The sequence below is a fragment of the Bosea sp. (in: a-proteobacteria) genome (assembly GCF_023953965.1).
GTDB lineage: Bacteria > Pseudomonadota > Alphaproteobacteria > Rhizobiales > Beijerinckiaceae > Allobosea.
In genome coordinates this window covers 23,441-35,582 of sequence record NZ_JAMLIX010000001.1, presented here as the reverse complement: position 1 = coordinate 35,582, position 12,142 = coordinate 23,441, and the positions used below count along the sequence as shown (strand labels likewise).

Sequence of the window (12,142 nt, the reverse complement as noted above, 5' to 3'; positions counted from 1 at the left end):
CTGCCCGCTTTTTCATCGCCCCGCCGGAACCGGCCGGCCCGATTCGACGTTCCGTCGCCGCTGGGTCTTGGCGGAGGCGGATATGGACGAAGAGAGGATCACGCGGATCGCCCGGGCGATGTGCCGGGCGGCGCGGATCGACCCCGACAAGCCGGCCGGCGATGGCGACCCTGCCGCGGCGGCGATGCGCGAGCCGGGCCAGGGCGAGGCGCAGCCGGCCTGGATGCTGTTCCGTCGCGAGGCGATGCTGTTCGCGCTGCGCCACCATGACGTCGCCATCCGGCTCTAGGCATCGGATGCGAAAAAGTGGAATCCGTTTTTCGGAAAAATCCGATGCTCCTACGACGCGCGATGATCTGGCGTCGGACGGCCCCTACAGCGATTTGAAGCTCGGATAATGGCTGCGATAGCTCTTTTCGAGGATCGCGACGCCGCCGAGCTCCTTCAGGATCCGCGCCACCGCGAGGCCGAGCGCGGCCGCCTCCTCCGGCGCCGTGCTCTCGGCGGCGACGACGCGCTCCGTACCCTCGATCGAGGTCACCTGCGCATGCAGCGTCAGCCGGCCGTCCTGCCAGCTGGCAGAGGCGCCGACCGGCAGGCTGCACCCGGCCCCGAGCGCATGCATCATCGCCCGTTCCGCCTCGGCTTCGGCGCGGGCCTTCGGGCATTCGATCGCCTTCAGCACCGCGATCACATCCCCGTCCCCGGCGCGGGCCTCGAGCCCGAGCGCGCCCTGGCCGACCGCATAGGGGAAGAGCGCGGGTGCGAGCGCCTCCGAGGAGGCGTCGTCCATGCCAAGGCGCTTGAGGCCCGCCTGCGCCAGGATGACCGCGTCGAGCGCATCCGCTCCGCCGATCTTGGCAAGCCGCGGGCCGACATTGCCGCGGATCGGCACGACGGTGACGTCCGGCCGGAGGTTCAGGATCTGGGCGCGGCGCCTGAGCGAGCCCGTGCCCACCCGCGCGCCCTGGCGGAGATTCGCCATGGTCGCGCCGCAAAGCGCGTCGCGCGGGTCCTCGCGCGGCGGCACCGCCGCGAGGACGAGGCCCTCATGCAGCGTGGTGGGCAGATCCTTCAGCGAATGGACGACGAAGTCGACCTCGCCCTTCACCAGCTGCTGCTCATGCTCGACGGCGAATACGCCGACCATGCCGAACTGGTGGAATTCGGAGACGCGGTCGCGATCGGCGATGGTGGCGATCTGGCAGAGGCTGAATTCAACCTGCGGAACCTTGGCACGGATCAGGTCCATGACATGGTTGGTCTGTGCCATCGCCAGGGGGCTGCGGCGCGTGCCGATCCTCAAATGCATGATATCGCGCTTTCGGTGCTGTCCGGCCCGGCCGGTCGCGGCGCTCTATAACAGGGCGGCACCGGGCTGACGAGTGCGGCGCGATCGCGCGTGTCCCCCAAAAAGAGGATGCGGGCCTTTCGGCCCGCATCCCGCCGCCACGACGGTTCGGCTGGGGGGATAGCAACCGCCGCGACCTGCATCCGACGCATGCCCGCGCTTCCAGCGGGCGGACATGGTCCAAATCTTCGATCGATCGCGTGATCTTCAGGCGAATCGACAGCCGATCCGCGCGAAGATGCCCCGATCTCGCTACATCATCCAGTAGGGCATGGTGCCATAATAATCGTGCACGCGTTTGCCGTAGGCCTGGTCCTCCCAGTCGGGCTCGCCCTCGCTGTCGTACATCGGCGCCGCCTCGAGCTGTTCCTTGGTGAGCGGCACGACATAGCCCCCGCGCCCGGTATCGTAATCGAGGACGCTCCACGGGATCGGATGGTATTTCTCCCCGAGCCCGAGAAAGCCGCCGAACGACATGATCGCATAGGCGACCTTGCCTGTCAGCTTGTCGAGCATCACGTCGTAGATCTCGCCGAGATGATCACCGGCGGCGTTGTAGACATCCGTTCCGGCGACGCGGGCGCCAGCGATGAGCGGGTTGGCGGTCGTGCCGGCGGGCGTTGAAACGTCGGACATCGTCTTCCCCTTGCTTCGCGAATGGAAAGCCGGGGGCGTCACCCCCCGGCGGGACTTGGTCCTTCAACCGGTGCTGCGCCGATAGGTTCCGGCCGGTCGCGCATTTTTCGCGGGGTTCGGGCCGCCCGCCATCCCGGCGGGAACCTTGGCCATCCGCTGCCGTTGGGTATTGCGAACGACGCCGTCCCGGAAACCCAAGGAGAAGAGATCATGATCATCAGGAAGCTGCTGCTCGTCGCTGCCGTCGGTGCCGCGCTCGGCGCCTGTACGGCCCGCGAGCAGAACGCCGGCACGGGTGCGCTGATCGGTGCCGGTGCCGGCGCGATCATCGGCGGCGCGGCCACGGGGCGCGCGGGCGGGGCGCTGGCGGGTGCCGCCATCGGCGGCGCCAGCGGCGCGATCATCGGCGGGGCGGCGACGCCGCAGACCTGCTATGGCCGCGACGAATGGGGCCGGCGCGTGCGCTACGCCTGCTGAGGCGGCATCGCTGCAGCAAGGGCTCGCCGGGTCGGCGGGCCTTCTCTTTTGGGCGCCTCAGGCGCGACCGTAGGGCCCGAAGCGTCCGACGAAGCGGTGGCGCGATCCCGGATAGGTGAGGCGCACCGCCGTCACGGGCCGCGACTGGTTCCAGGTCCGTCGCTCGACGAGGAGGCAGGGCTCGCCGGCCGTGATGTCGAGCAGGGCGGCCTCATCCTTGCCCGCCCCGATGGCGCTGATCGCGTGCTCGGCCTGCGACCACAGGCTGTGCCGCAGCAGCCAGTCGCCCGGCGGGGTCGCGGCGAACGTCTCCTCCGCCAGTCCCGGCACGCCGGCATGGATGACGCGCTCCTCCAGCACATGCGGCTCGCCGCCGGCCCGGTGCAGGACGGTCAGATGCGTCACCTCGTCCGTGCGCTTCAGGCCGAACAGCCCGGCGAGCGCCGAAGTGGGCCGGCCGTCCCTGCGCGAGAGGACCTCATGGGTATAAGCCTGGCCGAGCCGGCGCACCTCCTCCGGGATCGAGGGGATGTCGAGCATGGCGTGGCTCGCCGGCGGGGCGGCGACGACGGTGCCGGAGCGGCGGCGGCGCACGATCAGCCCCTCGCGGGCGAGCTGGGTGAGAGCGCGGTGCACCGTCATGCGCGAGGCGCCGAGCTCTTCCATCAGGGCGTGCTCGGGCGGCACGTTCGTTCCCGGTGGCCATTCCCCGCTGACGACGAGGTCATGGATCGCGCGCCGGATCTGGTCGTAGACCGGCCCGGCACCGTCCAGCTTCACCGCGCCGGGTCGGGTTTCGCTCATGGCGTGTCCTATGCTGCCGCGAGCAGGCGTCGCATGACGCCGGCGAAGCGCCTGCGCACCGAATCGCGGGCGACATGGCGCCCTTCGGCCACCACCCTCCTGCCACCGACGACGACCTCGCGCAAAGGCAGGGCATTGGCGGCGAAGATCGCGCTGTCGAGCGCCTCGGCCCCGGACCGGCCGACGAGGGCCGGGTGGTCGGCGTCGAGCGTGACGAAATCGGCGCGGTGGCCCGGCGCGAGCGCGCCGATGGCGCGCCCGCAGGCGCGTGCCCCGCCGGCTGCGGCAGCCCGCCAGAGCGCAAGCCCCGTCGAGGCATCTTCCTGCGCGAAGAGCGCGCGGCGGCGGTCGCGCAGGCGTTGCGAATATTCGAGCTGGCGCAGTTCGGCGCCGGCATCGATCTGGATGTTGGAATCGCTGCCGACGCCATAGGCGCCGCCGGCCTGGACATAACGGATGCCGTCGAAGATGCCGTCGCCGAGGCTGGATTCGGTGATCGGGCACAGGCCCGCCACCGCGCCGCTTAGCGCAATGCCGTCACGCTCGGCGTCGGTCAGATGCGTCGCATGGATCAGGCACCAGCGCCGGTCGAGCGCGACCGTGTCCATCAAGAGCTCGACCGGGCGCTTGCCGGTGATCTTCAGGCTGGCCTCGACTTCGGGCACCTGCTCGGCGACATGGATATGCACGGGATCGTCCGGCCGCAGCGACGAGACCCAGCCGAGATCGTCGAGCGCGACCGCGCGCAGCGAATGCGGCGCGACGCCGAGCCTGGCATCGGGCAGGTCGCGGATCGCCGCGGCGCTGCCTTCCAGCAGGCGCTGATAGGCGTCGCGCGCATTGACGAAGCGGCGCTGGCCATGGACCGAGGGCGCCTCACCGAAATTGCCGAAGCGGTAGAGCACCGGCAGCAAGGTCAGGCCGAGCCCGGTTTCCTGCGCCGCCGCCGCGATCGCCTGCCCCATCGTCGCGATGTTCGCATAGGCGCGCCCATCCTTGTCGTGATGCAGGTAGTGGAACTCGGCGAGCGCGGTGAAGCCGCCCTCCAGCATCTCGACGAAGGCTTGCGCCGCGATGGCCTGAACGTCCTCGGGGTCGAGCCGGTCGAGGAAGCGGTACATCACCTCACGCCAGGTCCAGAACGAATCCTCCGGCGCGCCGCGCCGCTCCGAAAGCCCCGCCATGCCGCGCTGGAAGGCATGGCTGTGCAGGTTCGGCATGCCCGGCAGCGCGAGGCCGGAAAAGCGTCGGGCCTCAGCGGCCGGCTTCACCCCCGTCTCGACGGAGACGATCACGCCCTCGCTGACGGTCAGCGCCACGTCGCGGGCAAAGCCGCCGGGCAAAAGCGCCTCGGCCAGATGCAGGGTCTCGCTCACCGTTTCGCTCCGTCGTTCGCTGGCGTTGAATTGCATATGCAAATCGTGCTTGCCAATTGCATATGCAATTGGATATCATACCTCCATACATTAGGGTAGCGGGAGGATGCGTGGTGGCGAAAGCGCCCGGTGAGCCGCTTGTCTGCGACAGGCTGTGGACGAATGCGCGGCTGGCGACGATGTCGCCCGCGCTCGGCGTGCCCTATGGCGCCATCGCCGACGGCGTGATCGCCGCCCGCGCCGGACGCATCCTCCATGTCGGCCCACGCGCCGGGGCGCCTGCCTTTGCGGCTGCCGAGATCATCGATTGCGAAGGCCGCTGGATAACGCCCGGCCTGATCGACTGCCACACCCATCTCGTCCATGGCGGCGACCGGGCGCATGAGTTCGAGCTGCGCCTCGAGGGTGCGACCTATGAGGAGATCGCGCGGGCCGGCGGCGGCATCCTCTCCACCGTCAAGGCGACGCGCGCGGCGAGCGAGGACGCGCTCTTCGCCTCGGCCGGCCGGCGCCTCGCCGCGCTGACGGCGGAAGGCGTCACCACCGTCGAGATCAAATCCGGCTACGGGCTGGAGCAGGAGGCGGAACTGAAGCAGTTGCGCGTCGCGCGCCGCCTCGGCCGCGAGCGGCCCGTCACCGTCCGCACCAGCTTTCTGGGCGCGCACGCCGTGCCGCCGGAATATCAGGGCCGCTCGGGAGATTACGCCGCGCTCGTCGCCGGCCCGATGCTCGATGCCGTCGTGGCCGAAGGGCTCGCCGACGCGGTCGACGCCTTCTGCGAGGGCATCGCCTTCTCGCCCGAGGAGACCCGCCAGGTCTTCGAGGCCGCCAGGGCCAGGGGGCTGGCGATCAAGCTCCATGCCGAGCAGCTCTCCAACCTGCATGGTGCGGCGCTCGCCGCCGAAATGGGCGCGCTCTCCGCCGACCATCTCGAATATCTCGACGAGGCCGGCGTCGTCGCCATGGCGAGGGCCGGCACGGTCGCGGTGGTGCTGCCCGGCGCCTTCTACTTCCTGCGCGAGACGAAAGTGCCGCCGATCGATCTGATGCGCCGGCACGGCGTCGCGATCGCGCTCGCGACCGATGCCAATCCCGGCTCCTCGCCGCTGACCTCGCCGCTGCTGGTGCTCAACATGGCCTGCACGCTCTTCCGCATGACGCCGGAGGAGGCGCTGGCCGGGCTCACCCGCAATGCCGCGAGCGCGCTCGGCCTCCAGGACGAGACCGGTACGCTCGAAGCCGGCAAAAGCTGCGACCTCGCGATCTGGGAGATCGAGCGCCCGGCCGAGCTTTCCTACCGCATCGGCTTCAACCCGCTTCACACCCGCATCTGGAACGGACAATGACCCCTGTTTCGCTGAATCCGGGCGCCGCCCGCCTCACCGACTGGCGCGCGATCCTCGACGGCGCCGCGGCTGCGCTCGCCGGCGACAGCGCCGGGCGCATCGCCTCCGGCCGGGCGATCGTCGAGGAGATCGTCGCCGCCGGCACCGTGACCTATGGCGTCAACACCGGCTTCGGCAAGCTCGCCAGCGTGCGCATCGCCGATGCCGATCTCGCCACGCTCCAGCGCAACCTCATCCTGTCGCATGCGGTCGGCACCGGCCCGGCCTTGCCGGACGCCGTGGTGCGCCTGCTGCTGGCGATGAAGGCGGCAAGCCTCGCGCGCGGCGCCTCCGGTGTGCGGCCCGTGGTGATTGCGGCGCTGACCGGCGCGCTTCAGGCCGATGCGCTGCCCGTCATCCCGGCCAAGGGCTCGGTCGGCGCCTCCGGCGACCTCGCGCCGCTCGCCCATATGACCGCAGCCCTGATGGGCTTCGGCGAGATCCGCCTGAAGGGCGAGACCCTGCCGGCGGCCGAGGCGCTGAAGCGCATCGGTCAGGCTCCGCTCGCCCTCGTCGCCAAGGAAGGGCTCGCGCTGATCAACGGCACGCAGGTCTCGACCACGCTCGCGCTGACCGGCCTGGCCGCGATCGCCCGCGTCTTCGACGCCGCGCTCGTCGCCGGCGCGCTCTCGGTCGATGCGCTGAAAGGTTCCGACACGCCCTTCGACCCGCGCATCCAGGCGCTTCGCGGCCAGCCCGGCCAGATCAAGGTCGCGAAGGTCCTGCTCGACCTCATCGCCGGCAGCGCCATCCGCGAGAGCCACCGCCACGGCGATTCGAAGGTGCAGGACCCCTATTCGCTGCGCTGCCAGCCGCAGGTGATGGGCGCGGTCGGCGACCTGATCGGCAACGCCGCCGTGACGCTTGCCATCGAGGCCAACGCCGTCACCGACAACCCGCTGGTGCTGGGCGTAGGCGAGATCGTCTCGGGCGGGAATTTCCATGCCGAGCCGGTCGCCTTCGCCGCCGATACGCTGGCGCTGGCGGTCTGCGAGATCGGCAACCTCTCCGAACGGCGCATGGCGCTGCTCGTCGATCCGGTGATGAGCGGGCTGCCGCCCTTCCTCGCCCGCGACGCCGGGCTGAACTCCGGCTTCATGATCGCGCAGGTCACGGCCGCCGCGCTCGCCTCCGAGAACAAGCAGAAGGCCTACCCCGCCTCGGTCGACACCATCCCGACCTCGGCCAACCAGGAAGACCATGTCTCGATGGCGACGCATGGCGCCTTCCGCCTGATCGAGATGGCGCGCAACGCGGCGAGCATCATCGGCGTCGAGCTGATGGCGGCGGCGGAGGCGATCGAGCATCACCGCCCGCTGAAGACGGGCCCGCGGCTGGAGCGGGTGCTGGCGCTGCTGCGGGAGAGGATCGCGCCCCTGACCGAGGACCGCTACCTCGCCCCCGACCTCGCGGCGGCGACCGAATGCGTGCTTTCCGGCGCGGTCGGTCAGGCCGCCGGCCTCGACTATTTCGCAGCCCTGACCTGACCGCCATCACCGCCGCCGCCCCCGGCACGGCCCACGACCCTCGAACGGAGCCGCCCATGACCCGCCTCGACAACACCCGCGTCATCCGCCCCGCGACCGGCACGGAGCTTTCCGCCAGGAGCTGGCTGACGGAAGCGCCGCTGCGCATGCTGATGAACAACCTCCACCCGGACGTCGCCGAGAACCCGCAGGAGCTCGTGGTCTATGGCGGCATCGGCCGCGCCGCGCGCTCCTGGGAGGATTTCGACCGCATCGTCGCGACGCTGCGCCGGCTCGAGGCCGACGAGACGCTGCTCGTCCAGTCCGGCAAGCCGGTCGGCGTGTTCCGCACCCACAAGGACGCCCCGCGCGTGCTGATCGCCAATTCCAACCTCGTGCCGCACTGGGCGAACTGGGACCATTTCAACGAGCTCGACCGCAAGGGGCTCGCCATGTACGGCCAGATGACGGCCGGCTCCTGGATTTATATCGGCTCGCAGGGCATCGTGCAGGGCACCTACGAGACCTTCGTCGAGGCCGGGCGCCAGCACTATGGCGGCAACCTCAAGGGCAAATGGGTCCTGACCGGCGGCCTGGGCGGCATGGGCGGCGCCCAGCCCCTGGCGGCGGTGATGGCCGGCGCCTCCTGCCTCACGGTCGAGTGCAACCCCGACTCGATCGATTTCCGCCTGCGCACCCGCTATGTCGACGAGAAGGCCGAGACGCTGGACGAGGCGATGGAGATGATCGCCCATTGGACGAAGCACGGTGAGGCGAAGTCGGTCGGCCTGCTCGGCAACTGCGCCGAGATCCTGCCCGAGATGGTCCGCCGCGGCATCCGCCCCGACATGGTGACGGACCAGACCTCGGCTCATGACCCGGTCAACGGCTATCTGCCCAAGGGCTGGACCATGGGCGAGTGGAAGCAGCGCCGCGAGGGCGATCCGAAGGCGGTGGAGAAGGCGGCGCGCGCCTCGATGCGCGAGCATGTCGCGGCGATGATCGCCTTCCAGGAGATGGGCGTCCCGACCTTCGACTACGGCAACAACATCCGCCAGATGGCCAAGGAGGAGGGGCTCACGAATGCCTTCGCCTTCCCCGGCTTCGTGCCGGCGTATATCCGCCCGCTGTTCTGCCGCGGCGTCGGCCCGTTCCGCTGGGCGGCGCTCTCGGGCGATCCGGAGGACATCTACAGGACCGATGCAAAGGTGAAGGAGCTTACGCCCGGCAACACGCATCTGCACAACTGGCTCGACATGGCGCGCGAGCGCATCGCCTTCCAGGGTCTGCCGGCGCGCATCTGCTGGGTCGGCCTCGGCGACCGTCATCGGCTCGGCCTCGCCTTCAACGAGATGGTGAAGAACGGCGAGCTGAAGGCGCCGGTCGTGATCGGCCGCGACCATCTCGATTCAGGCTCCGTCGCCTCGCCGAACCGCGAGACCGAGGCGATGCGCGACGGCTCGGACGCGGTCTCCGACTGGCCGCTGCTGAACGCGCTGCTCAACACGGCGTCCGGCGCGACCTGGGTCTCGCTGCATCATGGCGGCGGCGTCGGCATGGGCTTCTCGCAGCATGCGGGCGTGGTGATCTGCGCCGACGGCACCGAAGATGCGGCTGCCCGCCTCGAGCGCGTGCTCTGGAACGACCCGGCGACCGGCGTGATGCGCCATGCCGATGCCGGCTACGAGATCGCGCTGGACTGCGCCCGCGAAAAGGGGCTCGATCTGCCGGGGATCCTGGGCTGATCATCCGTCATTCCGGGCGCCCGAAGGGCGAACCCGGAATGACGAAGGGGGCAGCACATCCTGAAGGAAGCCGCCATGCGCATCATCCGCGCCGCCGATTGCAAGGTCATGCCGTGGAAGAACGGCGGCGGCACCACGACCGAGATCGCGGTTTCGCCCGAGGGCGCGCCCTTGAGCGATTTCGACTGGCGCATCTCGATGGCCCATGTCGGGCAGGACGGCCCGTTCTCGTCCTTTCCCGGCATCGATCGGACGCTCTCGGTCCTGACCGGCAACGGCATCCGCCTCGCCTTCGGCGACGGCGAGACGGTGGCGCTCGATCGCGCGGCCGCGCCGTTCTTCTTCGCCGCCGACCGGGCGGTGACGGGCGTGCTGGTCGACGGCGGAATCGATGACCTCAACGTGATGAGCCGGCGCCGGGCCTGGCGCCACGAGGTCGAACGGTTGGGCGGCGGCGGCCCCTGCGAGGTCGCGGCCGGGCGCGGGCTCCTGGTTCTGGTGGCGCGCCGTGGCAACTGGCAGGTGAACGGGGTGGTGCTGGCGGCCGGGGACAATGCGATCCTGCCGGCGCCCGCCACCGTCGCCTTGCACGCCGAAAGCGGCGGCGAGCTCTTCGCCATCCGGCTGCAACCTGTCTAGGCTCGCGCTTGAACCGTAAAGCTTCCGCGAGTATCGCGAACCCGGCACCGCTTACGGAGTTGTGAGCCCATGGACGCCGTCATCGACACCGCGCTTCGGCCCGAGACCATCCCCGAGCGGACGCCGGTCCCGCCCTTCGACCTGGTGATCTTCGGCGCCGGCGGCGATCTCGCCTTGCGCAAGCTCTTTCCGGCGCTGGCCCAGCGCAGCCGCGAAGGCGTCCTGCCGCAGGAGAGCCGCATCCTCGCCGTCGTCCGCAAGCCTGAGGATGTCGAGGGGCTGCCGAAGCAGATCGCCTCGCGCCTGGGCGAAGAGGGCATCCCGCAAGGCGATGTCGAGCCCTTCCTGCGCCGGCTGACCATGGTGCTGCTCGATGCGCTGAAGCCCGAAACCTACGGCGCGCTGAAAGAGGCGCTGGGCGAAAGCGTGCGCGTGCGCTCCTTCTATCTCTCGACGCCGCCCGACCTCTTCATCCCCATCTGCGAGAACCTCGCCGGAGCCGATATCCTGACACCGACCTCGCGCGTCATCCTGGAGAAGCCGCTCGGGCGCGACCTCGCCTCGGCACGCGCGATCAACGATGCGGTGGCGCGCATCCTGCCGGAAAGCCGCACCTACCGGATCGACCATTACCTCGGCAAGGAGACGGTGCAGAACCTGCTGGTCCTGCGCTTCGCCAACACGCTGTTCGAGCGCTCCTGGTCGAGCCGCGACATCGACCATGTCCAGATCACGGTCGCCGAGACGGTCGGGCTGGAGAGCCGCGCCGGCTATTACGACAAGTCCGGCCATATGCGCGACATGGTGCAGAACCATCTCATGCAGCTCCTCACCCTGTTCGCCATCGAGCCGCCGAACATGCTCGAGGCCGGGGCGGTGCGCGAGGAGAAGATCAAGGTCCTGAAGGCGCTGCGTCCCATCGTCGGGCCGGACGTCCAGCGCTACACCGTGCGCGGCCAGTACGGGCCGGGCCAGATCGACGGCGGGCGCGTGCGCGGCTATGCCGAGGAGCTCGGCCACGGCTCGACGACCGAGACCTTCGTCGCCATCCGCTGCGAGGTCGACAACTGGCGCTGGGCCGGCGTGCCGATCTATTTGCGTACGGGCAAGCGCATGGCGCAGCGCTATTCCGAGATCGCCGTCACCTTCAAGCCGGTGCCGCATTCGATCTTCGGCAATGGCGGCGGCGACCGGCTCGACGCCAACCGCCTGTTCATCCGCCTCCAGCCGAACGACGGCGTCCAGCTCCAGCTGATGATGAAGGTGCCCGGCTCCGGCCGGCTCAAGATCGTGCCGCGCCAGCTCGACCTGCGCTATTCGACCGCCTTCGACGAGCGCACGCCCGATGCCTATGAGCGCCTGCTGACCGATGTGATCCGCGGCGACCAGACGCTGTTCATGCATCGCGACGAGGTCGAGCAGGCCTGGGCCTGGGTCGATCCGATCATCGCCGGCTGGCAGGATTATTATCCGCATCCGCATCGCTATGCCGCCGGCTCCTGGGGGCCGTCGCAGGCGATCGGCCTGATCGAGCGCGACGGCCGCTCCTGGGCCGATCCGGATCTGGTCTGATGACCGGCCCGCTCGCCTGGCATCGCTTCGCCACGCTCGCCGATGCTTCCGAGGCGCTGGCGGAGGCGGTCTCGGTGCGGCTGAAGGATCTGCTGGCGGGGCAGGGCAGCGCGCTTCTCGCCGTGCCCGGCGGCACGACGCCGGCCGGCTTCCTCGCCGCGCTCGGGCGCCATCAGCTGCCCTGGGAGCGGGTGACGCTCCTGCCGACCGACGAGCGCTTCGTGGCGGCCGATGATCCGGCCTCGAACGAGCGGATGATCCGGGCCGCTTTTGCGCCGCTCGCCGGGGGGCGGGCCGGCTTCCTCTCCTTCCACGGCCATGGCAGCGACATCGAGGCCGCCGCCGCGCTCATCGGCGCGAAGCTCGCCGAGCTGCCGCCGCTCGACCTGCTGGTCGGTGGCATGGGTGCGGACGGGCACATCGCCTCGCTGTTTCCGGGCGCCGAGGCGACCTTCGCGGCGGTGCCCGACAGCGGCATCGTCGTCGCCCGTCCGCCGGGCCTGCCGCCGCGGCTCTCGCTCTCTCCCGCCCGCCTGCTCGGGGCCGGCTGGGCGAGCCTGCTCGTCGCCGGGGCCGCCAAGGAGGCGGTGCTCCGGGCCGCGCCGGAGCGCCTGTCGCAGCCGCTGCCGGTCGATCTGCTGCTCGGGAGCGCGCGAGGGCTCGACGTCTACTGGGCGAAGGAGTAGAGCCG

The 12,142-nt window shown here is 70.1% G+C and carries 12 protein-coding genes; 8 read left to right on the top strand and 4 right to left on the bottom strand.

Annotated features, from left to right (window positions below):
- Positions 1 to 82 precede the first annotated feature (82 nt).
- A complete protein-coding gene (locus tag M9917_RS00160) occupies positions 83 to 289 on the top strand; it encodes a hypothetical protein (RefSeq protein ID WP_297250146.1) in 207 nt (68 codons plus the stop codon).
- Positions 290 to 373: 84 nt separating this feature from the next.
- Here M9917_RS00160 and hemC read toward each other — a convergent pair whose 3' ends face one another.
- Both hemC and M9917_RS00150 read right to left on the bottom strand, forming a co-directional pair.
- Positions 374 to 1,312: a hydroxymethylbilane synthase gene (gene hemC / locus M9917_RS00155; RefSeq protein WP_297250144.1), complete on the bottom strand. Its 939-nt coding sequence runs from the start codon at positions 1,310 to 1,312 to the stop codon at positions 374 to 376.
- 291 nt (positions 1,313 to 1,603) lie between these two features.
- Positions 1,604 to 1,987 carry a PRC-barrel domain-containing protein gene (locus tag M9917_RS00150; protein ID WP_297250142.1) on the bottom strand — a complete coding sequence of 128 codons (384 nt, stop codon included), beginning with the start codon at positions 1,985 to 1,987 and terminating at the stop codon, positions 1,604 to 1,606.
- Between the two features lie 210 nt (positions 1,988 to 2,197).
- On the opposite strand from M9917_RS00150, the gene M9917_RS00145 reads away from it, so the two are divergent.
- Positions 2,198 to 2,464 (top strand): glycine zipper domain-containing protein, encoded by a 267-nt coding sequence (locus tag M9917_RS00145; RefSeq protein ID WP_297250140.1) that lies wholly within the window; start codon positions 2,198 to 2,200, stop codon positions 2,462 to 2,464.
- A gap of 57 nt (positions 2,465 to 2,521) precedes the next feature.
- On the opposite strand, the gene M9917_RS00140 is transcribed toward M9917_RS00145, so the two are convergent.
- Both M9917_RS00140 and M9917_RS00135 read right to left on the bottom strand, forming a co-directional pair.
- Entirely contained in the window at positions 2,522 to 3,268 is a 747-nt protein-coding gene (locus M9917_RS00140) for a UTRA domain-containing protein (RefSeq protein ID WP_297250138.1), read from the bottom strand.
- An 8-nt stretch (positions 3,269 to 3,276) separates the two neighbouring features.
- Entirely contained in the window at positions 3,277 to 4,644 is a 1,368-nt protein-coding gene (locus M9917_RS00135; protein ID WP_297250136.1) for a formimidoylglutamate deiminase, read from the bottom strand.
- A gap of 179 nt (positions 4,645 to 4,823) precedes the next feature.
- Between M9917_RS00135 and hutI the strand changes: the two genes are divergently transcribed.
- The 6 genes from hutI (at position 4,824) to M9917_RS00105 (ending at position 12,137) form a co-directional block, all read left to right on the top strand.
- The gene (hutI, locus tag M9917_RS00130) at positions 4,824 to 5,990 is read left to right on the top strand and encodes an imidazolonepropionase (RefSeq protein ID WP_297254649.1); all 1,167 of its coding nucleotides are present in this window, start codon (positions 4,824 to 4,826) and stop codon (positions 5,988 to 5,990) included.
- Positions 5,987 to 7,516, top strand: a complete 1,530-nt coding sequence (gene hutH, locus M9917_RS00125; RefSeq protein ID WP_297250134.1) for a histidine ammonia-lyase — start codon at positions 5,987 to 5,989, stop codon at positions 7,514 to 7,516. Before hutI ends, hutH begins: the two co-directional genes overlap by 4 nt.
- A gap of 56 nt (positions 7,517 to 7,572) precedes the next feature.
- A complete protein-coding gene (hutU, locus tag M9917_RS00120) occupies positions 7,573 to 9,240 on the top strand; it encodes a urocanate hydratase (RefSeq protein WP_297250132.1) in 1,668 nt (555 codons plus the stop codon).
- Between the two features lie 75 nt (positions 9,241 to 9,315).
- On the top strand, positions 9,316 to 9,879 hold the full coding sequence (locus tag M9917_RS00115) for a HutD/Ves family protein (RefSeq protein WP_297250130.1): 564 nt from the start codon (positions 9,316 to 9,318) through the stop codon (positions 9,877 to 9,879).
- Positions 9,880 to 9,948: 69 nt separating this feature from the next.
- Positions 9,949 to 11,451, top strand: a complete 1,503-nt coding sequence (zwf, locus tag M9917_RS00110) for a glucose-6-phosphate dehydrogenase (RefSeq protein WP_297250128.1) — start codon at positions 9,949 to 9,951, stop codon at positions 11,449 to 11,451.
- Positions 11,451 to 12,137, top strand: a complete 687-nt coding sequence (locus tag M9917_RS00105; RefSeq protein WP_297250126.1) for a 6-phosphogluconolactonase — start codon at positions 11,451 to 11,453, stop codon at positions 12,135 to 12,137. Before zwf ends, M9917_RS00105 begins: the two co-directional genes overlap by 1 nt.
- Positions 12,138 to 12,142: the final 5 nt, after the last annotated feature.